The organism is Longimicrobium sp., assembly GCF_036388275.1.
Classification (GTDB): Bacteria; Gemmatimonadota; Gemmatimonadetes; order Longimicrobiales; family Longimicrobiaceae; genus Longimicrobium.
Genome location: NZ_DASVSF010000015.1, coordinates 18,696 through 42,118 on the forward strand (window position 1 = coordinate 18,696; position 23,423 = coordinate 42,118).

General features: G+C 70.3%; 21 protein-coding genes. 13 read left to right on the top strand and 8 right to left on the bottom strand.

Annotated features, from left to right (window positions below; all coding sequences use genetic code 11):
• The first annotated feature begins 43 nt into the window (after positions 1-43).
• Genes VF632_RS05270 through VF632_RS05280 form a run of 3 tightly spaced genes read left to right on the top strand, consistent with a single transcriptional unit; the run spans position 44 to position 2,064 of the window.
• Complete coding sequence (locus VF632_RS05270) at positions 44-739, top strand: YggS family pyridoxal phosphate-dependent enzyme (RefSeq protein ID WP_331021811.1); 696 nt, start codon at positions 44-46, stop codon at positions 737-739.
• Positions 736-1,242 carry a DivIVA domain-containing protein gene (locus tag VF632_RS05275; protein WP_331021812.1) on the top strand — a complete coding sequence of 169 codons (507 nt, stop codon included), beginning with the start codon at positions 736-738 and terminating at the stop codon, positions 1,240-1,242. Before VF632_RS05270 ends, VF632_RS05275 begins: the two co-directional genes overlap by 4 nt.
• 9 nt (positions 1,243-1,251) lie before the next feature.
• The gene (locus tag VF632_RS05280; protein ID WP_414682884.1) at positions 1,252-2,064 is read left to right on the top strand and encodes a purine-nucleoside phosphorylase; all 813 of its coding nucleotides are present in this window, start codon (positions 1,252-1,254) and stop codon (positions 2,062-2,064) included.
• A gap of 166 nt (positions 2,065-2,230) precedes the next feature.
• On the opposite strand, the gene VF632_RS05285 is transcribed toward VF632_RS05280, so the two are convergent.
• Together VF632_RS05285 and VF632_RS05290 are read right to left on the bottom strand one after the other, a co-directional pair.
• The gene (locus VF632_RS05285) at positions 2,231-2,551 is read right to left on the bottom strand and encodes a helix-turn-helix domain-containing protein (protein WP_331021814.1); all 321 of its coding nucleotides are present in this window, start codon (positions 2,549-2,551) and stop codon (positions 2,231-2,233) included.
• Positions 2,552-3,075: 524 nt separating this feature from the next.
• Entirely contained in the window at positions 3,076-3,666 is a 591-nt protein-coding gene (locus tag VF632_RS05290) for a GNAT family N-acetyltransferase (RefSeq protein WP_331021815.1), read from the bottom strand.
• A gap of 735 nt (positions 3,667-4,401) precedes the next feature.
• Here VF632_RS05290 and ileS point away from each other — a divergent pair.
• The 5 genes from ileS (at position 4,402) to VF632_RS05315 (ending at position 13,428) form a co-directional block, all read left to right on the top strand.
• Entirely contained in the window at positions 4,402-7,584 is a 3,183-nt protein-coding gene (gene ileS / locus VF632_RS05295) for an isoleucine--tRNA ligase (RefSeq protein WP_331021816.1), read from the top strand.
• Positions 7,581-8,123 carry a signal peptidase II gene (gene lspA / locus VF632_RS05300; protein WP_331021817.1) on the top strand — a complete coding sequence of 181 codons (543 nt, stop codon included), beginning with the start codon at positions 7,581-7,583 and terminating at the stop codon, positions 8,121-8,123. Before ileS ends, lspA begins: the two co-directional genes overlap by 4 nt.
• Before the next feature lie 13 nt (positions 8,124-8,136).
• The gene (locus VF632_RS05305; protein ID WP_349263969.1) at positions 8,137-9,096 is read left to right on the top strand and encodes an RluA family pseudouridine synthase; all 960 of its coding nucleotides are present in this window, start codon (positions 8,137-8,139) and stop codon (positions 9,094-9,096) included.
• A 683-nt stretch (positions 9,097-9,779) separates the two neighbouring features.
• Positions 9,780-11,783, top strand: a complete 2,004-nt coding sequence (locus tag VF632_RS05310; RefSeq protein WP_331021819.1) for a M1 family metallopeptidase — start codon at positions 9,780-9,782, stop codon at positions 11,781-11,783.
• Between the two features lie 154 nt (positions 11,784-11,937).
• Positions 11,938-13,428, top strand: coding sequence for a putative glycoside hydrolase (locus VF632_RS05315; RefSeq protein WP_331021820.1), 1,491 nt, complete (start codon positions 11,938-11,940; stop codon positions 13,426-13,428).
• A 126-nt stretch (positions 13,429-13,554) separates the two neighbouring features.
• On the opposite strand, the gene VF632_RS05320 is transcribed toward VF632_RS05315, so the two are convergent.
• The 4 genes from VF632_RS05320 to VF632_RS05335 all read right to left on the bottom strand — a co-directional run bounded on the left by VF632_RS05320 (position 13,555) and on the right by VF632_RS05335 (position 18,523).
• Entirely contained in the window at positions 13,555-14,976 is a 1,422-nt protein-coding gene (locus tag VF632_RS05320) for an acyl-CoA reductase (RefSeq protein WP_331021821.1), read from the bottom strand.
• The gene (locus VF632_RS05325) at positions 14,973-17,057 is read right to left on the bottom strand and encodes a hypothetical protein (protein ID WP_331021822.1); all 2,085 of its coding nucleotides are present in this window, start codon (positions 17,055-17,057) and stop codon (positions 14,973-14,975) included. Before VF632_RS05325 ends, VF632_RS05320 begins: the two co-directional genes overlap by 4 nt.
• A 267-nt stretch (positions 17,058-17,324) precedes the next feature.
• Complete coding sequence (locus tag VF632_RS05330; protein WP_331021823.1) at positions 17,325-17,894, bottom strand: hypothetical protein; 570 nt, start codon at positions 17,892-17,894, stop codon at positions 17,325-17,327.
• Between the two features lie 89 nt (positions 17,895-17,983).
• Complete coding sequence (locus VF632_RS05335) at positions 17,984-18,523, bottom strand: RsbRD N-terminal domain-containing protein (protein ID WP_331021824.1); 540 nt, start codon at positions 18,521-18,523, stop codon at positions 17,984-17,986.
• A 209-nt stretch (positions 18,524-18,732) separates the two neighbouring features.
• On the opposite strand from VF632_RS05335, the gene VF632_RS05340 reads away from it, so the two are divergent.
• Both VF632_RS05340 and VF632_RS05345 read left to right on the top strand, forming a co-directional pair.
• On the top strand, positions 18,733-19,209 hold the full coding sequence (locus tag VF632_RS05340) for a hypothetical protein (RefSeq protein ID WP_331021825.1): 477 nt from the start codon (positions 18,733-18,735) through the stop codon (positions 19,207-19,209).
• A 32-nt stretch (positions 19,210-19,241) separates the two neighbouring features.
• A complete protein-coding gene (locus VF632_RS05345; RefSeq protein ID WP_331021826.1) occupies positions 19,242-19,511 on the top strand; it encodes a hypothetical protein in 270 nt (89 codons plus the stop codon).
• Positions 19,512-19,539: 28 nt separating this feature from the next.
• Here VF632_RS05345 and VF632_RS05350 read toward each other — a convergent pair whose 3' ends face one another.
• Positions 19,540-20,346, bottom strand: a complete 807-nt coding sequence (locus tag VF632_RS05350) for a carboxypeptidase-like regulatory domain-containing protein (RefSeq protein WP_331021827.1) — start codon at positions 20,344-20,346, stop codon at positions 19,540-19,542.
• A gap of 84 nt (positions 20,347-20,430) precedes the next feature.
• Positions 20,431-21,162 carry a type II CAAX prenyl endopeptidase Rce1 family protein gene (locus VF632_RS05355; RefSeq protein ID WP_331021828.1) on the bottom strand — a complete coding sequence of 244 codons (732 nt, stop codon included), beginning with the start codon at positions 21,160-21,162 and terminating at the stop codon, positions 20,431-20,433.
• Between the two features lie 111 nt (positions 21,163-21,273).
• On the opposite strand from VF632_RS05355, the gene VF632_RS05360 reads away from it, so the two are divergent.
• The 3 genes from VF632_RS05360 (at position 21,274) to VF632_RS05370 (ending at position 23,406) form a co-directional block, all read left to right on the top strand.
• A complete protein-coding gene (locus VF632_RS05360) occupies positions 21,274-21,684 on the top strand; it encodes a BON domain-containing protein (protein ID WP_331021829.1) in 411 nt (136 codons plus the stop codon).
• A 64-nt stretch (positions 21,685-21,748) separates the two neighbouring features.
• Complete coding sequence (locus tag VF632_RS05365) at positions 21,749-22,459, top strand: class I SAM-dependent methyltransferase (protein ID WP_331021830.1); 711 nt, start codon at positions 21,749-21,751, stop codon at positions 22,457-22,459.
• Positions 22,456-23,406 (top strand): glycosyltransferase family 2 protein, encoded by a 951-nt coding sequence (locus tag VF632_RS05370; RefSeq protein ID WP_331021831.1) that lies wholly within the window; start codon positions 22,456-22,458, stop codon positions 23,404-23,406. The genes VF632_RS05365 and VF632_RS05370 overlap by 4 nt, the downstream gene beginning before the upstream one ends.
• Positions 23,407-23,423: the final 17 nt, after the last annotated feature.

The following is a 23,423-nucleotide window of genomic DNA, read 5'->3' on the forward strand; positions in this document are numbered from 1 at the left end:
CGCTCGCTTGCTACCGCCCCCGCAACGACATACAATCGTCGGCATGAACGCCGAGATGCTGGCCGCGCGGGTTGCGGAGGTTCGGGAGGGGATCGAGCGGGCGATGCAGCGCGCCGGGCGCACCGGCGACGTGACGCTCGTGGCCGTAACCAAGACGCATCCGCCGGAGATCGTGCAGGCCGCCATCGCCGCCGGGCTCGCTGACGTGGGCGAGAACCGCGTGCAGGAGATGGAGGACAAGGTGGCCGTCGTGGGCCGCGCGGCCGTGCGCTGGCACCTGATCGGCCACCTTCAGCGCAACAAGGCCGGCAAGGCGGTGGAGCTCGCCGACCTGGTGCACTCGCTGGATTCGCTCCGCCTAGCGGAAGCGCTCTCGAAAGAGGCGGAGCGCGCGGGGACCACCGTCGACGCGCTCGTCCAGGTGAACACCTCGGGCGAGGAGAGCAAGTTCGGGCTGGCGGCCGACGAGGCGGTGGATGCCATCGGGCGGATGGCGGAGTTGCCCGGCCTGCGGCTGCGGGGGATGATGACCATGGCGCCGTTTACCGACGACCAGGCCGTCATCCGGCGCACCTTCGCGGCGGCGCGGCGGCTGTGCGAGGATACGGCGCGGCAGGTACCCGCCTTCAATGGAAGCCAGCTTTCGATGGGAATGAGCAACGACTACGAGATCGCGGTGGAAGAGGGAAGCACCCTCGTCCGCGTGGGCTCGACCCTCTTTGGAGAGCGCGGGCGATGATCGATCTCACGCCGCTGGACGTACGAAAGAAGAAGGGCGACTTCCGGAAGGTAGTCCGCGGGTACGACGCCGCGTCGGTAGACGACTACCTGGACACGGTCGCCCAGCGCTTCGAGGAGCTGGTGCGTGAGAACGCCGGGCTGAGCGTTCGCGTGGAGGGGATGGCGGAATCCATTGCCGCGTACCGCGACCGCGAGCGCGCCATGAACGAGGCCCTGGTCTCTGCCCAGCAGCTTCGCGAGGAGGTGCGCGAGCAGGCCGCCCGCGAGGCCGACCTGGTGCTGCGCGAGGCCCGCGCCGAGGCCGACCGCATCGTGGGCGAGGCGCGTCGCCAAGCCACGATGGCTGCCGAAACACTTCGGCGCCTGCAGGGCCAGCGCGTGCGCTTCCTTCGCCTATTCCGCGCCCTCGTGGAGCGGCAGTTGACGGAAATCGAGCAGGAGGAAGAGCGCACCTCCGCCGTCGGCCGGGGCGACGAGGATCCCGATGCGCAGGGGAGCTGACGGGTGGACGTGAGAGAGCAGATCGCGGCCGCCGTCCAGGAGATCCGCGGCCGGAGCACGCTGGAGCCGCGCGTCGCCATCATCCTGGGCACCGGGCTGGGCGGGCTGGCGGAGCGCATCGAGGTGGAGGCGGAAATCCCCTACGCCGAGATCCCGCACTTTCCGCTGTCCACCGTCGAGACGCACACGGGGCGGCTGCTGCTGGGCCGGCTGGGCGGCAAGCCGGTCGTGGCGATGCAGGGGCGCCTTCACCGCTACGAGGGCTACACCCTTCAGCAGGCGGCCTTTCCCGTGCGGGTGATGCGGGCGCTGGGCGCGGACACGCTCGTCGTCTCCAACGCGTGCGGCGGGATGAATCCGTTCTGGGGCCCGGGCGACCTGGTTCTGATCGCCGACCACATCAACCTGCTGGGCGACAACCCGCTCATTGGCCCCAACCTGGACGATCTGGGGCCGCGCTTTCCCGACATGTCGGCCGTGTACGATGCCGAGCTGCGGCGGATTGCGGTGGAGGTGGCGCTGGAGCGGGGGATCACGCTGCGGCGCGGCGTCTACGTGGCCGTCGCCGGGCCCAACCTGGAGACGCGCGCCGAGTACCGCATGCTGCGGATGATGGGCGCCGACGTGGTGGGGATGTCGACGGTGCCGGAGGTGATCGTGGCCATCCACGGCGGCATGCGGGTGATGGGCGTTTCCATCATCACCGACCAGTGCCTGCCGGATGCGCTGGAAGTGGCCGACATCCGGAAGATCATCGCCGTCGCCGGCGCCGCCGAGCCGAACCTGACGGCCTTGGTGGAGGGCGTGGTCGAGCGGCTGTAGCCGAGTAGCTCCATGTTGGGTAAGTGGGGCCGGGGGCTACAAATCCCCCGGCCTTTTTCGCGTCTCTGCATAGGAGCAGATGAATCCGCCACAACAACTGCGGGAAGCCTCTCAACCCACCAGGAGGCTTGCAGGTGCGAGGAACCCGAAAGCCCCCACACCTCCGTCAAGCTGCCGCCGTGTGGTCGATCGGAGTCATGCTGACGTGTAGCCGCTGGTCCAGCGCGGCGTCGATCCGCTGCAGCATGCCAAGTGAGTGCCCTTCGTAATCCGCGTCCTCCAGACGGCTGATGACCGACTGGCGGGTTCCGACGAGCGCCGCCAACTGCTTCTGCGTCAGCCCCGCCGCGGTCCGCTGGTCGTAGATCAACTGTGCGATCTCGGCGTTGATCCGTTCCGTCTGCACTGCGGCGGCGCGGCGCGGATCGTCCTTGATGTAGCGGCGCCGCAGCACGTCGCTCGCGCTGTTCTGGATAGTGTCATTCATGATTGGCGCTCCCTCCCGGCCGAAGTATCCGAGCGAGATACACCGGACGGTACTCGGTGTCAATCACAATATTGTAATGCATGAGTTCAGGGCGAGTAGCTGCCAGCACTGTCCCCTGGCGCGCCTTCCGGGGTGACAGCACGGGCGCGCCACATACGCGCAGAGTGCACCCGAGCAAGCCAGTCCGCGAAGGCGGACTTCGTGTGGTTGTTGCCGCGAATTCTTCATTCGCCCCAGCAGGCTTCGGCTCCCCCCTCATGCAGGGCTGGGCTCCCACCCTAGCAGGCTCGGACACCCACCCATGCAGGCTGGGCCTCCCCCAGCAGGCTTCGGCTCACACCAATGCTGGGCTGAACGCGTCAAAAGCTTTCGTGTCGCTGCCGCGCCCGCGCTGAGATATGACGCATGCAAGATCCTTCGGCCCGCATGGAGCGGTGTGCGGGTAAGCCTGGTGCGCTTGGGCTCTGGATGACAGATGGCTCGGACGTCGCGGCGCGGGTAGGTTTTGTCCGCCCGCGTAACCCTCAGTGGGCGGGTCGCTGGGGAAGGCCCGCGTCGATGAGCACGTCGTGGCCCGCGCGCAGGGGCAACCGATCGACATCGTGAAGACGGTAGACGTCCACCTGCCGCGGGCTTCCATCCGCCCGCTCGATTTCCCGGCTTCCCACCGGCTGGAAGCCGAGCGCCAGCGCCACGCGTGCGCTCGCCTGATTGCCGGGATCGCACCAGATCTCCACCCTCTCTACCCGGTGGTGCTCGAACGCATGCCGGGTGAGCGCACCCGCCGCGCACGCAGCAATCCCCTGCCGCACCTCGGACGAACGGACCCAGTAGCCCACTTCCAGGGCGCCGGGACCGGGGTAGGGGTGGAGGCTCGCGCCTCCCAGCAGCCGTCCGGTCAGCCGATGGACCACGGCGAATCTCCACCGCAACCCTGCGTCGAAATCGTCCGCGTACCCCGCCAAGCGGCGGGTGAGCACGTCGAGCGGCGTCGGCTCGTCCGCGCCCCACGTCATCCACTGGCGCAACTCCGCGAGGCTTTCGTCGATCGCGGTGCGAAGTTCCGGCGCGTCCTCTGGGCGCCACGGGCGGAGCAGCAGGGGTGGTGGGGTCATGATCGCGTAGCTGCGGGGAGGCCGAGTTCGTGGTCGTTCGACGACTCGCCCGAAATGTACGCGGCGACGAGCCAGCCAGCAGCAGCCTCCTCGTCGGCAGCGCGTGGTCGATGGGATGCTACGATCGGCCCGGCAGGCCTGGGCACCCACCAATGCCGGGACGGACGCGGCTCAGGCTTTCGTTTCGCTGCCGCGCCCAGATCGAGATGTGACGCTGGCAAGATCCTTCGGCCCGCGTGGAGTGGCGTGGGGGTGAGTTCGGTGCGCTTGGGCCTCTGGATGACAAATGATGGCGAGGACCGCAGGCGCGCCACACAGGCGCGGAGTGCACCCGGGGAAGCCAGTCCGCGAAGGCGGACTTCGGGTGGTTGTTGCCGCGAATTTATTCGCCCCAGCAGGCTTCGGCTGCCCCCTCATGCAGGCTGGGCTCACACCCAGGGCTTCGGCTCGCACCAATGCTGCGGGAGGCATCTCAAGTTTTCGTTTCGCTGCCGCGCCCAGATCGAGATGTGACGCTGGCAAGATCCTTCGGCCCGCGTGGAGTGGCGTGGGGGTGAGTTCGGTGCGCTTGGGCCTCTGGATGACAGATTGCCGGCGTGGCGCGGATTTAGGTGCGTCAGGCGTGGGTGGCGATGGCGCCGACGGTCCGGGGTGCGTCGATTGCCCGGCGCGTTATATTACGAGCTTTCGCCCATGTCCCGCCCCGGCGGGTGCTCGTTTCGTGAAGGCCGGCAGATGAAGAAATTTCCCGAGCTCCCCTCGTCCGTCAACGCGCTGGAAGACGAGGTCCTCGCGCAGTGGCAGGCCGAGGACACCTTCCGCCAGTCGCTGCAGCGGACCGCGAACGGCAAGCCGTTCACGTTCTACGAAGGCCCGCCCACGGCCAACGGCCGCCCGGGCATTCACCACATGATGTCGCGCACCATCAAGGACACGGTGGCGCGCTTCCGCACCATGCAGGGGCGCTTCGTCCCGCGCATGGCGGGGTGGGACACGCACGGCCTGCCGGTGGAGATCGAGGCGGAAAAGAAGCTCGGCATCAGCGGCAAGCGCGAAATCGAGGAGATCGGCATCGCGCGCTTCAACGAGGTGTGCCGCGAAAGCGTGCTCACCTACACCGAAGAGTGGGAGCGCTTCTCGGCGCGCATCGGCTACTGGCTGGACTATTCCAAGCCGTACGTCACCTATCACCCGGACTACATCGAGTCCGTGTGGTGGCTGCTCAAGCAGATCGCCGACCGGGGCCTGTTCTACAAGGGCCACAAGGTGCTGCCCTACTGCCCGCGTTGCGGCACGGGCCTGTCGTCGCACGAGCTGGCCCAGGGCTACAAGGACGTCAAGGACCCGTCCCTGTACTTCACCGCGCCCATCGTGGGGTCGTCCGGTGGGCAGCCCGACGGCCGCGAGTTCCTCGTCTGGACCACGACGCCGTGGACGGTGGTCAGCAACGTGGCGTTCGCCGTGAACCCCGAACTGGAGTACGCTGAGGTCGCGCACGAGGACCGCCGCTACGTGCTGGCCCGCGCCCGCGTGGCGCCGCTGTTCGGCTCGGAAGACGGCGTGACACGCACCTTCCCCGCGTCCGAGCTGATCGGCCTGGGCTACCAGCGTCCGCTGGACTGGGCGCACCCGGTGGGCTTCGACGCCGAGACGGTGGCGCGCGCGTGGAAGGTGTACGGCGCCGACTGGGTGACGGCCGAGGACGGCACGGGCATCGTGCACACCGCGGTGGCGTTCGGCGCCGACGACTACAAGCTGGGGCAGGAGGTCGGCCTGCCGATCATCATGCCCGTGGACGAGCGCGGCCGGTTTCGCGAAGACATTCCGCTGGTGGGCGGCCAGTTCGTCAAGGACGCCGACACCGAGCTGGTGATCGAGCTCAAGCGCCGCGGCCGCGTCTTCAAGTCGTCCAAGGAAGAGCACAGCTATCCGCACTGCTGGCGCTGCGGAAGCCCGCTGCTGTACATGGCGCGCGACTCGTGGTTCATCCGCACCACGCAGGTGCGCGACCAGCTCCTGGCGAACAATGCCCAGGTCCGCTGGTTTCCGCCCGAGATGGGCACGGGTCGGTTCGGCGAGTGGCTGGAAAACAACGTCGACTGGGCGATCAGCCGCAGCCGCTACTGGGGCACCCCGCTGCCGGCCTGGGTGTGCGAGCGCGATCCCTCGCACATCCACTTCATCGGCTCGTTCGGTGAACTGCGCGAGAAGTCGGGGCTGGCCGAGCTTCCCGATCCGCATCGCCCGTACGTGGACGAGGTGACGTTCCCCTGCGAGTGCGGCGGAACGATGAAGCGCACGCCGGAGGTGATCGACGTCTGGTTCGATTCCGGCGCCATGCCCTTCGCCCAGCACCACTACCCGTTCGAGAACAAGGAGCTGCAGGAAAGCCAGTTTCCGGGTGACTTCATCTCCGAAGGGGTGGACCAGACGCGCGGATGGTTCTACTCGCTCCTGGCCATCAGCACCCTGCTGGGCCGCGGGCCGGCGTACCGCAACGTGGTCGTCAACGACCTGGTGCTCGACGCCAAGGGCCTGAAGATGTCGAAGTCCAAGGGGAACACGGTAAACCCGTGGGACGCCATCGGCGAGTTCGGCGCCGACGCGCTCCGCTGGTACCTGATGTCCTCGTCGAACCCCTGGCTTCCCAAGCGCTTCGATCCGGAAGGCGTCAAGGAGGTGCAGCGCAAGACGTTCGACACGCTGCGCCAGACGTACCGCTTCTTCGCGATGTACGCCAACCTCGAGGGCTTCTCGGCCGACGGCGACGTGGCGGCGCCGGCGGAGCGCGGGGTGCTGGACCGCTGGCTGCTTTCGCGGCTGGCGACGGTGACGGGCGAGGTGACGCAGGACCTGGAGGACTACAACCTGACGCGGGCCGTGCGCGCCGTGTCGGGATTCATCGCCGACGACCTGAGCAACTGGTACGTGCGCCGTTCGCGCGACCGGTTCTGGGGGAGCGCCGACCAGGCCGACACGCGCGCCGCCTTCGCCACGCTGCACACGGCCCTGGTGGCCACGGCCGGGCTGATGGCGCCGGTCGCCCCGTTCCTGGCGGACTGGCTGCACCGCGCGCTCACCGGCAACTCGGTGCACCTGGCGGACTTTCCGTCCATCGACACGGCCGCGCGCGACGAGAAGCTGGAGCGGGGGATGCAGGCGGTGCGCACGCTGTCGACGCTCGGCCGCGCCGCGCGCGAGTCGGTGGGCATCAAGGTGCGCCAGCCGCTGGGGACGGTGTACGCGGTGGTGCCGGACGGATACGAGGTGGACGAGACGCTGCTCGGCATCCTTCGCGACGAGCTGAACGTGCGCGCGGTCAAGTTCATGGACCACGCCGAAGACCTGGTGTCGTTCAGCGCCAAGCCCAACTTCAAGGGCATCGGCAAGGTGCACGGCAAGAACACGCAGGCGGCCGCCGCGGCCATCCGCGAGCTGTCGTCCGCCTTGCTCGCGGCCTTCCGGCGCGGCGAGCCGGTGGAGATCTCGTACACGGACGGGCAGACGGGGCAGCCGCTCACCTTTACGCTCACCGACGCCGAGTTCGACGTGGTGCAGACGGCGGAGGGCGACTTCCACGTTGAAGCGGAGGCCAGCTTCACCGTGGCGCTGGACCCGACCGTCACTCCCGAGCTGCGGCTGGAGGGGCTGGCGCGCGAGCTGGTGAACCGGGTGCAGAACCTGCGCAAGGAATCGGGCTTCGAGGTCAGCGACCGCATCCGCCTGGGAATCTTCGGGGATGGGGAGATCCTGGACGTGGCGCGGGAGTGGGGCGAGTTCGTGGCCCGCGAAACGCTGGGCGTGGCGGTGGAGAGCGGGTCGGTGACGAACGAGGGATACGAGGCGATCCGCGAGGTGGACCTCGACGGGGTGACCGGCACGGTGGGGATCGCCCGGGTTGCGAAACAGGACGGATGATGGCGGACGCGACGACGAGCGTGGGCACGCCGGCCGACGAGGCGCGGCGGAAGATGGCGTTGTACCTGGGGCTGGTGATCGGCTGGGTGGTCCTGGACCAGGTCACCAAGATCATCGCGCAGCGCACCCTGCGATTGTACGACCCGGTACCGGTGATCGGCGACTTCTTTCGCCTGACGTACATCTACAACCGCGGCGCGGCCTTCGGGCTGCACCTGGGCGACTGGTCGCGCATCGCGTTCAGCATCCTCCCGGTGGCCGCGGCGGTGCTGCTGTACATGATGTACCGGACCACGCCGTGGTCGGACAAGATGCGGCTGATCGCCATTCCCCTGGTGACGGGCGGTGCCATCGGCAACCTGATCGACCGCGTCCGCTCGTCGCGCGGGGTGATTGACTTCTTCGACTTCGGGTTCGGCACCATGCGCTGGCCGGTGTTCAACGTGGCCGACATCGGGGTGACAGTGGGGGCGCTGATGCTGGCGGTTTCGCTCTGGCGCGAGGAGCAGCAGATGGAGAAGAAACCTGACGGCGCCTGACGACGCCGTCGAGCTGGTGGCCGGCGACGAGGCGGGCGACCGGCTGGACAGCTGGCTGGCGGCGCGGCTGGACCTTTCGCGCTCCCGCGCCGCGCAGCTGATCGAGGACGGACGCGTCCTGCTGAACGGCGCCGTTCCCAAAAAGCGCGACCGCCCCGTCCCCGGCGATCGCGTGCAGGTACGCATCCCCCCGCCCGCGCCTTCCCCGCTCGCCGCCCAGGACATCCCCCTCGCCATCGTTCACCAGGACGACGACCTGCTGGTGATCGACAAGCCGCCCGGCCTGGTGGTGCACCCCGCGCCCGGCAACCCGCAGGGCACGCTGGTGAACGCGCTGCTTCATGCCGTGCGCGACCTGTCGGGAATCGGCGGGGTGCTGCGGCCAGGGATCGTGCACCGGCTGGACAAGGACACGTCGGGGCTGATGGTGGTGGCCAAGAACGACGACGCCCACCGCGCCCTTTCCGACGAGCTCAAGGCGCGGCGGATCCGGCGTGCGTACCTGGTGGCGGCGTGGGGCCGCCTGGCCGCGGACGTGATTCCGGTGGACGCGCCCATCGGCCGGCATCACACCGACCGCAGGAAGATGGCGGTGGTGGAGGACGGGCGGCCGGCGCGGACGCGGTTCATTCGGCTGGAGCGGTGGCGCGCGGCGGACCTGGTGCGCGCGGAGCTGGATACGGGGCGCACGCACCAGATCCGCGTGCACCTGCTGCACCTGGGGCACCCGGTGGTGGGCGACCACACCTATGGGGCGGAGCGGCACAAGGGGTTCGGCGGGCCGGAGCGGGCGTGGGCGGCGGGGCTGGCCCGCCGCACGCCGCGGCAGTTCCTTCACGCGACGGAGCTCCGCTTCACGCACCCCCGCACGGGCGAGGCGATGCGCTTCGACTCGCCTCTCCCGCCGGACCTGGCCGCCGCGGCCGAATGGGCGCGCGGGGTAGACGGCGCGTCTGCGACTGTGTCATCCTGAGGCCCAGGCGCGCCGCACCCGCTACGCGCACATCCTTCGCGGGCCGAAGGATCTGGCATGGGGCACCTTGAAGCCCGGGCGCGGCAGCGGCGTGGATGTTCGGGCCTCGGCCTTTTCGCGGCTGGCGGGTGATGGAGCGTTGCGACCGGCGCCGGCGCATGCCCCCGGCTGCCCTCTCCCCCCGGCCCCCTCTCCCGCAAGCGGGCGAGGGGGAGAAGTCGTTTGCGCTTCGGCTGGCCTCGTGCACTCAATGGCGCATGCAGTCCGCGAAGGCGGACTTTGGGCCGTCGTTGCCGCGACTTTAGTCGCCCCAGCAGGGCCGAGGCCTCGGCATTGGTGCTCGCTGCCGCGCCCTTGCTGGTACGTGTCCGCGGTTAGATCCTTCGGCGCGCGAGGTGTGGCGTACAGGACGGGAGGGTGCGCCTGCGCCTCACAGGGCATGGCGCTTCGGCTGGCCTCGTGCACTCAATGGCGCATGCAGTCCGCGAAGGCGGACTTCGGGCCGTCGTTGCCGCGACTTTAGTCGCCCCAGCAGGGCCGAGGCCTCGGCATTGGTGCTGGCTGCCGCGCCCTTGCTGGTACGTGCCCGCGGTTAGATCCTTCGGCGCGATTCGCCCGTGGCAAGAGATTTGATCCGCGTGTAGATACCCGCAGTCCCGCACATCTGACCGGGAGTTCATACGTTGCAAACCATCGTCAGCCGCACGGCCCTGCTGGCCGTGCTTGTCATGGGCGCCTGCGCGCCCGTATCAGAGCCCATCATCGCGCCGCTGCCGCAGGGCGCGGCGCTCGACACCGCGGGGCGCCCCTTCGTGCGCACCGTGGAGGTGCCGGAGGAGTACCAGCGCGCCCTGCAGGCCGGCACCCGCAGCGCCAATGGTGCCCCCGGGCAGCGCTACTGGCAGCAGCGCGTCCGCTACAGCATCCAGGCGGAGTTGAACCCCGAGAGCCGGCGGCTGACCGGGCGCGAGCGCATCGTGTACCACAACCGCTCGCCCGTGGCCCTGGCCGAGGTGCGCTTCAACCTGTACCAGAACCTGTTCACCGAGGGCTTTACCGGCGCGCGCAGCCCGTTCAACACCGGCGGCATCCAGCTGACGTCGTTCTCGTTCAACGGCGACACGCTGGGCCCCCTCACCCAGAGCCAGTACGAGGCGAACCAGCGGGAGCAGCGCGCCAGCGTGGGCTACCTGGCGGGCGGCACCCTGTCGCGCGTGCTGCTGCCGCGCCCCATCGCGGCGGGTGACAGCGCCATCTTCGACATTGCGTGGAATTTCGTGGTCCCGCCGATGGGGGCGCCCCGCACCGGGTGGGAAGATGCGCTGGGCGGCCGGGTGTTCCAGATCGCCCAGTGGTATCCGCAGATCGCCGTGTTCGACGACGTGGCCGGGCAGGACGTGACGCCCTACCGCAGCGAGGGCGAGTTCTACCTGGAGTACGGCGACTTCGACGTGGCGCTCACCCTGCCCGCCGGCTACCTGATCGGCGCCACGGGCGAGCTGCAGAACCCGCAGGAGGTGCTGTCGGCCGACGTGCGGCGGCAGCTGGAGGTCGCCGCGCGTAGCGACAGCACCGTCACCGTCCTGCGGCGCAACCAGCTGGGGCAGGGCACCGCCCCGGGAACGAATGGCCGCGTAACGTGGCGGTTCGCCGCGCGCGACGTGCGCGACTTCGCCTGGGCCACCTCCAATCGCTACCAGTGGGACGCGCTGCGGGCGCAGATTCCCGCGCCGGGCGGCGGAACGCGCGACGTGATGGTCCACTCGCTGTACCGCCCCGGCGCGCCGCACTGGGAAGGATCGGCGCGGTTCGGCGAGCACTCGATGGAGTTCTTCAGCCGCGAGATGGTTCCCTACGCGTATCCGCAGATCACCATCTCCGAGGGCCCGGTGTACGGCATGGAGTACCCGATGCTGGTGTTCATCGGCCGGCCGGAGGAGCGCCTGGGGCTGTACGAGGTGATCTCCCACGAGGTGGGGCACGAGTGGTTCCCCATGATGGTGGGCCAGGACGAGGCCGCGTTCGCGTGGATGGACGAGGGCTTCACCACCTTCAACGAGAACCGCGCGACCAGGGACTTCTTCCCGAACCACGATCCGTTCGAGGGCCCGCGCGAGTCGTACCTGCAGATTGCCGGCGACAAGGGCGAGGCGCCGTTGATGAGGCACATCGACCTGGTGTTCGGGCCGGCGTTCGGGGTGTCGGCGTACAGCAAGCCGGGCACGCTGCTGCGCTCGCTGCAGCGCACGCTGGGCGACTCGGTGTTCTTTGCGGGGATGCGGCAGTACTCGCGCGACTGGCAGTTCAAGCACCCGTATCCGTGGGATTTCTTCAACACCATGGAGCGGGTGGCCGGGCGCGACCTGGACTGGTTCTGGTACCCGTTCTGGTACCGCACCGTGACGCTTGACCATGCGCTCAGCGACGTGCGGCCGACCCCGAACGGCGTGCAGGTGACGGTGCGCGACGTGGGCCAGGCGCCCGCGCCGGCGGAGATCGTGGTCACCACGAGCGGGGGGCAGACGGTGACGCACACCATCACCATCGACCAGTGGCTGAACCCGTCCACGCGCGTGCAGACGGTGACCATTCCCGTCTCGGGCACCGTCACGCGGGTGGAGATCGACCCGCTGCGGTACTTTCCCGACGCCAACCGGCGGAACAACGCCTGGACGCCGGGCCGGTAACCGCGGTCGACGGCAGCTGCGGGCAGGGATGATGGGGGCGGCGTCCACGGTGTGGGCGCCGCCCCGTCGTCCTTCCCCCGGCGCGAACCTTGCCGCCGCTCGGCAGGGCGCGCGTTCAGGCGCATCCAGGGTCCACAATCAAGCTCAGAAAAGCATGTCGATGATCAGTGTGCGCCGGCTCGCGATGGTGCCGCTCGCGGTCGTTCTGGCCGCGTGCGGCGGGGACGGGGGCGGAACCGGAGAGAAGGGCGCGGGGGGCGACAGCGCGCAGGCGGCCAAGGGCGACAGCGCGGCGCCGGCCCAGCCGCAGGCCACCCGCTCGCCGCGCGGCAAGGCGCCGCCGATCATCCGGGGGCTGTACGTCAACGCGTACAAGGCCGGGTCGGGCGTGCACCGCAAGCGGCTGATCGAGATTGCCGACCAGACCGAGATCAACGCCTTCGTCGTGGACGTCAAGGACGAGCGCGGGCTGCACTACGTGAGCAACCTGGCCCTCCAGAACGAGATGACGGAGGACAGCGAGATCACCATCCGCAACCCCAAGGCGTTCACCGACACCCTGCACGCGCACGGCATCTGGACGATCGCGCGGATCGTCGTGTTCAAGGACCCCATCCTTTCCAAGGCACGTCCGAACTGGTCCGTCAAGAACTCCAGCGGCGGCCTGTGGGTGGACAAGGCGGGGAACACCTGGGTGAGCCCGTGGGACGAGGAAGTGTGGGACTACAACCTCGACATCGCCGAAGAGGTGGCGAAGCTGGGATTCGACGAGATCCAGTTCGACTACGTGCGCTTCGCAGAGCCGTACAAGAGCCTTCCGGCGCAGGTGCACCCCAAGGCACGGGGTGACCGCACGGATGCCATCGCCGCGTTCCTGCTGGAGGCGCGGCGCCGGCTGCATCCGCTGGGCGTCACCGTGACGGCGGACGTGTTCGGCCTGTCGCCCAACGAGGGCAGCGACGTGAACATCGGGCAGCAGTGGGAAACGATCAGCGCCATCGCCGACCACATCCTGCCCATGATGTACCCGTCGCACTACTTTCCCACGCACCTGCCCGGCGTGCGAAAGCCCGACCTGATGCCGTACGAGGTGCTGTTCAAGTCCGCCGGGATGGCGCGCTGGCGCAACGACAAGCTGCAGGAGGCGGGGGTGCAGCCCGCGCGCATCATGCCCTGGCTGCAGGCGTTCAGCGCGCCCTGGCTGGGCCGCAACCACCAGAAGTACGGCGCGGAGCAGCTGCGCCAGCAGAAAAAAGGCGTGTACGACGTGGGGCTGGAGGACTGGGTGCTGTGGCACCCCGGCAGCAACTACGAGCACATCGTCGCCGGGCTGGAGCAGGGCGAGGCGCGGTCGCACAAGGTGGCCTCGTACACGCCGCCGCCGGACGTGATGGCGTGGCTCAACCAGTTCGAGCGCGAGGGGATGGGGCAGGGGCGGGCGAAGGCGGTGCAGCAGGCGCGCGGTGACGTGGTCGACCCCGCGGCGGCGCAGGCGGCCAAGACCGGGCGCCCCGAGCCGGGTGCCGCGCCCGCCGCCGTGACGCCCGGGCAGAACGCGCCCGCCGAGGCCGCGCCGTCCGCCTCTGGGACACCCGCCGCCGGTGGGCAGACGAATCCCAGCAGTCCCGCGCAGCGAAGTCCGTAACCGAAGAGTGCCTCACACGGAGGGCACGGAGGGCACGGGGAAAAACGAAGGAGGAAAAGAAGGAGAGGTTTTCTCCCTCCCTTTTCCTCCTCCGTGTCCTCCGTGCCCTCCGTGTGAAACCCGCAGTTATCCCTCGATGTCGGCCCAGCGGGCGAGCTCGCGGAGGGGCGGGCGGCCGTCGTGGTGCCACCAGGGCGGCGGCCAAGCCATCTGCCCAAAGGTCGTGAACCGGCTCGCTCCCACCCGGGCCAGCGCCTCCGCCAGCAACCGCGTGGACTCCGCGTCCGCCGCCACGCCCACCGTCTGCAGCACGGGCCCGAACCGCTCCACCAGCCCGGGGACGTCGTTCAGGGAGGCCACCGGCTTCACGCGGATCACCCGGTTCAGGCACGAGGCCGTGAAGTCGGGCTTGGGATCGAAAACCACCGTCCACGCCGTGCCTTCCGCCGACGCGTGGAGCCGCATGCCCCCACCACCCGCTTCAGCGAACTCGGCTTCCGCGCGGAGTTGGCGGATGGACGACGATTCGCCCGGGGCCAGCACGCCGCGCGGCAGCTCGCGCTCCACCGCCGCCATCTCCTCCGCCAGCATCACCGCCCACGCGTCGGGCGACACGGGGCCGCCTTCTTCGACGTAGAACAGGTGCGGCGACACGCACCCCTGCTGGTCGAATGTCGACGCGTCCAGCGCCGCCCCGCGCGCAGCCTCCCGCGCGTCGTTTTCTCCGAGAAACCGACGGCCGACCACGCCGAACGACACCTTGGGCCCGTAGCCCACGAAGCGTGCGGTGACCGGCGTGCGGCTGCGGATGGTGGCCACCGCGTCCGCGCCCCCGTACACCACCACCGCGTCGGCCGAGTCAAGGGCGGCGCGTTCCATGGCCTCGTCGCCGCCGGGCCAGTACGTCACCGCCAGGCACTGGCCCAGCTCCGCGTCCGCTTCGGCCACGCCGCGCGCAAACAGCGCCGCCAGCAGCGGCTCGCCGACGGCGGCCTTGCCCAGCGTGGCCGACTTCAGCAGCAGCGAGCGCACGAGCGACGTCACCGCCACGCCCGGGACGTTGCCGCTGAACACGTGCACCGCCAAGCGCGGCCCGAACGCGGCGTGCAGGCCGTTGCTGCGCGGCGCGGGCCGAAAGCCGTCCAGCACCCGCGGGTCGCCGAACTCGGCCCGCAGCAGCTCGCGCAGGCGGGGCGCCCGCCAGTCCGCAGCCATGCGGTCCAGCACCAGGCGGATCATCGGCGGCGAGTAGGCCGTCACCGCGGGGAGGGCGCGCTCCGCCGCTTGGCGAAGTGGATCGGCGGGGTCCAGCAGCCGCGCCGCGACCGCGTCGATCACGCCCACGATTTCCGCCACGGGGCGATGCGCCAGGTGGCGGTCGCGCGCCGTGACGAGCGCGTCCACCTGCCGCTTGAGGTCCGCGGGCGACAGGCGCGGGATGCGCACCTCGAACGCATCGTCGCCCTTGCCGTACGACCACGTGGTCGCGCGCGGATGCTCCAGCGCCGGAAGGTGAAAGGCGTCGATGACGGGCGCGCGGACGGTCACAGGAAGTCCCAGAACTGCGGATTGGCCTCCACGATCACCTCCCACTGCCCGAACCGCCCCAGCCCGCGCGCCACGTCGATCCGCAGGATGTCGTACAGGATGCCGACGCCCGCGCCCACGGAGGTCATCGTCCCCGTGCGGTACCGGGGCTCAGGGGTCACGTCGAGCAGAACGACGTTCCCCTCGCGCTCCCAGGCACGCCCGGCGGCGGCGAACACGCGGCCGCGGAGGAACGGGCTCCACAGGTCGGCCGCGGCGGTGGCCCGCGAGAAGGCGAAGGCGTCGCCCCCGTACGCGCGGAAGGCGTAGCCCGGCACCGTGCCGCGGCCGCCCAGCGCCCACTTCGCCTGCCTGGGCAGGTCCCCGATCGAGGTGCCGGCCGAGCCTTCGATCGCCACGTCCCGTCCTCCGGCGAAGCGCAGCCGCAGCCCGGCGTCCACGCGCGGGCGGACGAACTGGAAGTGGCGGTTCAGAAGGGATGAATCGAGGTTCCCGCCGTCCACCGTCACGCCCATGGACCAGCCCCGGGCCACCTGCGCCGGCACCTCGCGCCGCACCCCGATGGACCCGCCGAAGAACGTTCCCTCCTCGATCCGGGGCACGTCGCGGAAGTTGGTGCCGCCCGCCAGCGAGTAGTCCGCCGCCACGGTAGCCTGCCGGTGCCGTTCCGCGCGAACGCGCACCGGCATCGTCCATCCGCCGCGGAGGCCGCGGTCCATCCGCACCTCGGCGCCGCTGACGAAATAGGGATCGGTGAAGTCGTAGCCGGCGATGAGCCCGGTGACGGTGTTCATGGATCCGGAGATGGCCGGGCCGACGCCCACGTCGCGCGTCTGGTTCAGATAGACGCCCACGCCGAGACGGCTGGCCAGGGCCCCGCTCCACGCGTCGACGCTCGCGAACGGCTTCATGGGGCCGGTCGCCAGGCCCGCGCGCACGGCCAGCGTCGTTCCCTCCGTCTGCCGCCAGCGGTACCCCGCGCCGAGGGCCAGCCCCTCCGCGCGGTTGAAGCGTAGCGCCTGCGACGCGTTGCCCACGTCGATGCGGTTGGCGGGAAGTCCGCTCAGCAGGCGCCGGCCCATCAGCTCGGCGGCCTGTTGGCGCACGTCGCCCAGCTCGGTGCCGGGGCTGATCCCTTCCTCGCGCAGCTCGGCGTCGATGGCCTCTTCGAAGGCGAACGCCTCGCGCTGCTGCACGGGCACCGACACCACGCGCCGGCCGCGGAACATCGCGTCGTCCAGCCCCTGGTTGAAGCGGTAGTTGCTGACGCGCATGGTGCCGCGGATGACGCCTCCGGCGGGCAGCCCCAGCTCGGGAAGCTGCCGCCGAAGCTCCACCTGCTGCTGGATGGGAAGCCAGAACCGGCCCTTGAAGAGCCCGTTCTCCATGCGGATGTTGATGTAGTCCAGGAACTTGTCGACGTACGCCACCGGCGTGAAGGTGAAGTCCATCCGCACGATGTCGCCGGCGCGGCGGTCCACGAAGATGGAGCCCACCATGGCGGCGCGCGACGGGTCCAGCGGGCGCACTTCCAGCTTGTACACGCGCACGGGCTCGCTCACGCCGGGAAGGCGGATGCTGGTGGAATCCACCAGGCGGTAGTGGTAGACGGCCGTGGCGCCGGGCGACGCGGGGTGCGGCACGTCGGCCACCTCGTCGCCGTCGCCCAGGCGGATGAGGTCGCCAAAGTTGTCCTGCACCACCGTCAGGTGGTCTTCGTGGTAGCGGATGTTCGTGGGCAGGGCGCGCTCGTCGCGCAGGCCGATGATGCGCTGCTTGGAAAGGTTGGGCGCCTTCCAGTACACGTCGAGCGCCACCTGGTCGGTCTTCACCAGGTTGCGCTCGCCGATGTCCATGCGGTCCAGGTAGAAGTAGACGTAGCCCCGGGCGTCGGCCTGGTAGTCGGCCATGCCGGTGTCGGCCTGGGTCACCTGCCGCCGATGCTGGGCGCGCGACACCAGCTCCAGGGCGCGCTGCGAGTTCCACTCGCCGTCCGCCTGCGCCGCGGCGGCCGACGGGTCCGCCAGCGCCGCCCCGAACGCCGCCGCGCCCACCGCCATCCGCATCAACAAAGCTCGCATAGGATTCCCTATCTGACGACACGGGTCCGGCCATCCGCGCCGGACCCGCTGGGTTGTTCATTCGATTCCGCTTGCCTCACGGGCCCATCGCACGGGCGAAGCGCGCTCACGATGACGGGCCTCGCGATGGCGGTTGAAACCGCGGCTGGAACGTCACGAAGTCCGCCTGCGCGGACTGTGCGCCGTCCGCCGTCGGGCGCGTCCCGGGGCCGGTGTGCCCGTCGTTGCCGTGACCGTCGTGACCGTCGTGACCGCAGTTACCGTCGTTCAGCTGCAGCCGTTCACGGCGAGCCGGGCGGTCAGGCGGCCGTTGATGGTGGGCTGCAGCCCCTCGTCGCTGACCCCCGCCGCGCGGGCGTAGTCGGCGCGGTTCACGGGGTACTGCAGGTTGTCCGACACATCGGCCGTCAGCCGGTTTCCGCCCGTGCCGGTGAAGCGCAGGTTCAGCGGCCGCGGCAGCAGCAGCTCCGACGTGATCGCCGAGTTCGACGGCAGGCTGATGGATACGTGCTGCTCGCCGTAGCTCACGCTTCCGCGCGCCTGCTGGGTGAAGGCATCCGACGCGCGCGTGTAGATCAGGTCGTACTCGCCCGTCTGCGAGAACGCCACGGTGAACTTCAACCGGCCCGGGGGCGGGGTGGTATCCACCGCGGACGTCAGCAGGTCCGCCGTGGGCAGGATGGTGTTGGCGGGCGAGAAACGGAGCTCGCACACCTGGTACGTGCCCGCCACCTGGGCGGCCGTCAGGCGCGTGGGCGTGGTGCCGCCGTCGCCGCCGCACGCGGCCAGCAGCGTAAGCGCGCCGAGCGCGGCGGTACGGGTCGGAAAGAGTCGCATGGTCCTGGCACTCTGAAAGGGTCGCGGGTCACGGGGATACGGCCCCGGCGGATGCGTGTACCCGCGCGCTTGCCGCACGGGTCCACCGGTCATGCCACGGGGGTCTCGCCGTCCACGGCGGGGCTCCCGGGTTCCGCCTCGGGGGTCAGGGCGCCGCGCTGCAGCATGGCGGCGTTCGGGTCCAGGTACGCGTTCAGCGAGGAGAGGACGGCGCGGTCCACCATCCCGTCGATCTGCTCCATGGCCGCGTACGCCCCCTCCACCCGCGCGCCTACGGCCGTCAGGTGCGACCAGATGGCGCGGCGGAACATCAGCAGCTCCAGCACCGTCTCGACGATGTTGTAGCCGGTCAGCCGGCGGGCGAATCCGTGCACCGTGGCGAACTGCTCGGCGTCCTCGCGCGAGCGGTTGATCTCCAGCCGGTCGAGGATGGCGTCGAACAGCTGCGGCATGTGGTCCAGCAGCAGCGGCTCGGCCAGGGCCTGGCCCGTGGCCATGGCCTGGTTGGCGCGCACCCGCTCCATCCAGTCGCGGAGCACCGCCTCGCGCCCCACCCGCAGCTGGTCGACGGCGCTTCCCAGGTCCCGGATCTCGCGCTCGGTGTAGAACTGGTGTCCCGTTTCGGTCATTCCCGTTTCCCGCTGGTGGCCCGCTCTCGCCAGGGAAGCTAGCATGCGGCGCGTTGGGCGGGAAGCGTCACAGGAAGGGTACGCGGCCTGTCTCCTGAAAGGGACGGGCGAGCTGCGCACGGCTTGCAGAATCGCGCGGTGCGGCCCGGCACGCTTTCCGCGACCCTGGACGGCGACCACACCCGCCTCGCGTCCAACGAGCGAAGATCATGCGCCTTTCCACCGTCCTCGTCGTCCCCGTGGTTCTCGTGTCGGCCTGCGTGCCGCCCTCCGTGCACCAGAGCGCCCCCGCGCCGGAAAACGCACTGGCCTGCGCGCGCGAGTCGCTGGGGCGCCTGGGATACGCCGCCGGGCCCGCCTCCGGGAGCAGCGCCTTCCGGGCCCGGCGCACCGTCGACAGCGTGTGGGTGCACCGGGTGGAACACGTGGTGAACGTCACCCTCGACACGAAAGCGTCACCGGCGCTCCACGTCCGTGGCGAGCGCCTGTACACCAAGTCTGGCAGGGAGATCTACATTCCCGGGGTTCCACTTCGCGAGCCAGCGAGCTACCAGAGGCGGCTCGAGTCCGACGAACTGCTTGCGACCGAGGTCTCGCGCGTGATCGGCGAGTGCGGCGGCTCATCTCGCGAGGAGTCCCGGTCCGGGGTCCGGCACGCCGCCCGGATTGCCGCGGGACAATCGTAACGAATCGTCAACCTTCCAACCACGAGGCGCCCATGTCCAGGCTCATCCCCTTGTTCGCCCTCCTCACCGCCATGGCAAGCGGCTGCGCGCCTGTATCGTCCAGCACGCCCGCGGAACCCGGATCGCCCAAGTACAGCAGCACCGGCCGGAGCCCCTGCCTGGGACGCGGAGAGAAGTTCTTCGACGGCGAGCCCACGGACCGCTCGCAGCTTCCCGGCGACGCGACGGTGACCCGGCGCGTGAACCAGCGCGGCTGGGTGGGCTACTGCTACACCACGCCGTCGTCCACCGCCTCCCGTTGACCGGCCGCGACGGGGAGCCGGGCTCGCCTCAGCTCCCCGTCCGCGTCCAGATGAGGATTACGCCACACGCGGAGTTGCTGCCGTTGTACTGCGGCGGAATGCGCGAGGCGTTGCCGTACGCCTCGATGGCCTCGATGTCTTCCGTCTGCACCAGATCGTTGATGGAAACGCCGAGTGGCCCGTTCGCCGTACCTTGCGACACCATCGTGCCGTCCAGGTACATCACCGGCAGGCACACGTCGGCCTCGCCCCGCTGCGCGCGGCGGATCGCGCCGTTGGACTGCTGAGAGGTAAAGGTCACGTACTCGGTGCCGCGGCGGTCGCGGTACAGGCGGATCCCCTGCACGTCGTCCAGCAGCTGGGCCAGCCGCGCCCCGCGCCGGCGCTCGATCTCCTCGCGGCGCATGAACCGCCCGAACCCCGTCGCCTCGCGATCGTAGAACCCGGTGGGCTCCAGCGACGCGATGCGGCGCGGCCCCTGCCTGCCGGTCACCGTCACCGCTTCCAGCCCCAGCGGCTGGGCCGCCACACGCACGGACACTTCCACCGCCTCCGCCGCCGACACCGTGATCTCGCCGGACGCCGTAGGGGCGTACCCGGTTCGAGTAACGTTCAGCCGGTACACGCCCGGCCCGCGCAGCGCGAGCACGAACGCGCCGTCCGCTCCCGTGCGGACGGCCTGCCGGCGGCCTCCTCCTTCAGTCGCGACGACACTCGCCTCGGGCACGCCTTCGCCCACCGCATCCACCACGCGGCCGCGGATGGACTGCGCGTGAAGGGGAACGCTGAGAAGGAGAGCGGTGAGCGCGATCAGACTGGCACGTAGCGTAGTCATGGGCGTCCGGGAGCGGAGGGGAAAACCGTGTGGTGGCGGAGCGGGGATGGAAACGCGCTCTGCAAGATTCGCGCTGGCGTCCGGTCACCCCTGGCCGGCGATCACCAGGAACACGTCGTACAGCGCGTGCGTCCACGCGGCGATCCCGAAGCCGCGCCACACGTAGAGCGCGCTGAACGCCACGCCCGCCAGCAGACGGAAGGTAAAGCTGCCCAGCTCCAACGGATACGCGTACGGCCCCACGTAGTGGAAGGCGGAGAAGAGGAAGGCGGAGACAATCACCGCCACGGCGGCCGCGGGGGTGCGGCGGAAGCCCATCCACACCAGCAGCGCCAGCAGCCCGCCCGTCAGCAGCACGCGAAAGAGCAGCTCTTCGTAGATGCCGGCGCCCAGCGAGAGGACGATGCCGTCCAGCAGCGGCAGCGTGGTGAGCGCGCCGTCCGCCGCCAGCCGCACGAACCCGCCCAGGAGAAAGTGGGTCGCCGTGGCGATCAGCCCTCCGAAAAGCAGGGCGTAGACGGCGCTCTCCGCCAGCATGCCACCGAAGTACGAACCACGCAGCGGCACCCGCGTCCTGCGCCGCTCCCAGGTGACCAGCACGGCGGCCCCCAGCGCCAGCGCGGCGGTGAACGCCAGCGTTCCCTGCACGCCGCCCGCGGCCAGCATGGTCCGCAGCAGCACGTCGGCGCCGTTGCGCATTCCCGTGCCGCCACGGTCCGCGATCAGCACGGCGCCCAGCTCGTACAGCACCAGCAGCGGCAGCGCGAAGAGCAGCGAGTAGGTGTGCGACCGGGTGGTTCGGAGATAGGTGCTCATGATTCAGCGCCGCTTCTGGCCTGTCGATTGCGAAAACCGCGTCGTGAGGACGGCGCCGTACCCGTTGTAACGTACGAAGCGCCTCGCAGGTTTCCCAAGCTCGGAGGCTGGATGGCTGGCGATCGGCGGCGGGCGGCGCGGCGCATGGGGGCGGCGGTGATGGTGTGGGTGGCATCCGGGATGGGTGCCTGTGCCCTGCTGGGCGGCGGCGAGCCGGCCGAAACGCCGGCGCAGATTTCCGAGCGAACCGGCCGCGAGGCGGCCATCGTGCGCGAGGTGCAGGCGAGGATGGCGGCGGAACCTTCCATCGACGCGGCGGCCATCCGCCCCGTGGTGGTGGGGACGGAGATTCACCTGCACGGCTCGGTGCGCGGGTTCGGCGCCTTGCAGTGCGCGCGTGCCAACGCCGAGATGGTGCCCGGCGTTACGCTGGTGATCGACTTCCTGGTGCTGCAGCCCGGGCCCGCGCGGGTGGCCTGCAATTCCCCGCGCGTCGTCGGCGCCCGCCCGGCCGGCTCCTGAATATTGAGATGGATCCGCTCCCGCGGTAGCTCCCGGCTCCGCCGGCCATCCTCCGACCTTCCCCATGTCCTCACCCCTGCGCCGCCTGCTGGACCGCGTGAAGAGGCGCCACCCGGCGCTCTACTGGCGCACGCGCAACGCAGGGGCGCTCGCCGCCTGGTACGCGGACCGCGCGCGGCCGGCCGCCGAGTCGCCGTACGACGACCGGTTCTGGGACGGCGCCGAGGTGGGAGACTGGGACGGGTTCGCGCGGACCATCCTCCACCACTTTCCCGTCCGCTCCGTGCTGGACGTGGGATGCGGCGGGGGACGGCTGCTGGAGGCGCTGCGCACGGCCGATCCCACCCTCCGCCTGAAGGGGGTGGACGCCTCCGCCCCCGCGCTGGAGCGGGCCCGCCGCCGCGGACTGGACGTGCAGCCGCTGGACCTCGTCCGCCTCCGCGCGGCCGACGTCGCCTCCGCCGCCCAGGCGCTGGGCGACTTCGACCTGGTGGTGTGCCTCGAAGTGGCGGAGCACTTTCCCGCCTGGCACGCGCCCAAGCTGCTGGCCCTGCTCACGCGCTTTCCCAAAATCGTCTTTTCCGCCGCGCACCCGCTGCAGGGCGGGGTGCTGCACGTCAACGAGCAGCCCCCCGAGTACTGGATCCGCCGCTTCGCCGAGCGCGGCTTCCCGCTCTCCCGGCGGGACGGGGAGCTTCGCGCCGCGGTGGCCGCGCTGGACCTGCCGCCCTGGTACGCCGCCAACGTCCACGCCTTTTCGAAAGGGGACGCGTGAGCCAGGACGAGGGACAGCCCCGCGTTCCGCCTTCCTCCCGGCTCGCCGTCGGCGTCTGCACCCGCGACCGGCCCGACGCACTGGTGAGGTGCATCCGCTCGCTGCACGCCCTCGGCGAGCTGCAGGGCGACGTGATCGTGATGGACGACGGCTCGCGCGTGCCGGTGGAGCCGGCGCTGCGGGAGGCACTGGGACGCGACGCGCCGCCCGGGCTGCGCGTCCTGCGCAACGAGACGAGCCGCAGCCTGGCCGCGGGGCGGAACGCGATCGCCCGCGCCACCGCCTCGCCGTACGTGCTGAACCTGGACGACGATGCGGCCATCGTGGACCCCGAGGCCATCCGCGCCGTCGTGGCCGTCCTCGACACCGACCCCCGCGTGGGCGCCGTAGCGCTGGCGCAGGGCGACGAGCAGGGGCGGGCCTGGCCGCCGCACGCGCAGCCCGCGCCGGTGACCGTCCGCTCGCGGGTGGCCACCTTCATCGGCTACGGCCATGTGCTGCGGCGAGATGCCCTTCTCGGGGTCGGCGGCTTTCGCGAGGCGCTGGGCATCAACGGCGAAGAGAAGGAGCTTTCCATCCGCCTGCTGGATGCAGGGTGGCGGGTGGTGTACCTGCCGGATGCCGTGGTCTGCCACGTGGCCGACCAGGCGGGGCGCGACAAGCGGCGCTACCTGCACCAGACGGTGAGGAACGACGTCTTGGGCGCACTGTACACGCTTCCCTTTCCCCTGATGCTGGGCGGCGCGATGGTGCGGCTGCGGCGCTACTTCCACATGCGGAAGGGGTGGGAGATCGACGACCCGGAGGGCTTTCCCGGCGTCCTTCGCCAGCTGGCGCCCGGTGCGCGCGAGGCGCTGGGGGCGCGCACTCCGGTCAGGTGGTCCACCGTCCGCGAGTGGCGGCGGCTGACGCAGGAACCCGTGCCCTACCACGGGCCGGAGGAGTGACGCGCACGGCGGCGGCG

Excerpts from the sequence above, each read along its gene's own strand:
- VF632_RS05270 (WP_331021811.1), top strand. The coding sequence starts at position 44 with ATGAACGCCGAGATGCTGGCCGCGCGGGTTGCGGAGGTTCGGGAGGGG.
- VF632_RS05275 (WP_331021812.1), top strand. The coding sequence starts at position 736 with ATGATCGATCTCACGCCGCTGGACGTACGAAAGAAGAAGGGCGACTTC.
- VF632_RS05285 (WP_331021814.1), bottom strand. The coding sequence starts at position 2,551 with ATGAATGACACTATCCAGAACAGCGCGAGCGACGTGCTGCGGCGCCGC.
- VF632_RS05290 (WP_331021815.1), bottom strand. The coding sequence starts at position 3,666 with ATGACCCCACCACCCCTGCTGCTCCGCCCGTGGCGCCCAGAGGACGCG.
- ileS (WP_331021816.1), top strand. The coding sequence starts at position 4,402 with ATGAAGAAATTTCCCGAGCTCCCCTCGTCCGTCAACGCGCTGGAAGAC.
- lspA (WP_331021817.1), top strand. The coding sequence starts at position 7,581 with ATGATGGCGGACGCGACGACGAGCGTGGGCACGCCGGCCGACGAGGCG.
- VF632_RS05315 (WP_331021820.1), top strand. The coding sequence starts at position 11,938 with ATGTCGATGATCAGTGTGCGCCGGCTCGCGATGGTGCCGCTCGCGGTC.
- VF632_RS05325 (WP_331021822.1), bottom strand. The coding sequence starts at position 17,057 with ATGCGAGCTTTGTTGATGCGGATGGCGGTGGGCGCGGCGGCGTTCGGG.
- VF632_RS05330 (WP_331021823.1), bottom strand. The coding sequence starts at position 17,894 with ATGCGACTCTTTCCGACCCGTACCGCCGCGCTCGGCGCGCTTACGCTG.
- VF632_RS05335 (WP_331021824.1), bottom strand. The coding sequence starts at position 18,523 with ATGACCGAAACGGGACACCAGTTCTACACCGAGCGCGAGATCCGGGAC.
- VF632_RS05340 (WP_331021825.1), top strand. The coding sequence starts at position 18,733 with ATGCGCCTTTCCACCGTCCTCGTCGTCCCCGTGGTTCTCGTGTCGGCC.
- VF632_RS05345 (WP_331021826.1), top strand. The coding sequence starts at position 19,242 with ATGTCCAGGCTCATCCCCTTGTTCGCCCTCCTCACCGCCATGGCAAGC.
- VF632_RS05350 (WP_331021827.1), bottom strand. The coding sequence starts at position 20,346 with ATGACTACGCTACGTGCCAGTCTGATCGCGCTCACCGCTCTCCTTCTC.
- VF632_RS05355 (WP_331021828.1), bottom strand. The coding sequence starts at position 21,162 with ATGAGCACCTATCTCCGAACCACCCGGTCGCACACCTACTCGCTGCTC.
- VF632_RS05360 (WP_331021829.1), top strand. The coding sequence starts at position 21,274 with ATGGCTGGCGATCGGCGGCGGGCGGCGCGGCGCATGGGGGCGGCGGTG.
- VF632_RS05365 (WP_331021830.1), top strand. The coding sequence starts at position 21,749 with ATGTCCTCACCCCTGCGCCGCCTGCTGGACCGCGTGAAGAGGCGCCAC.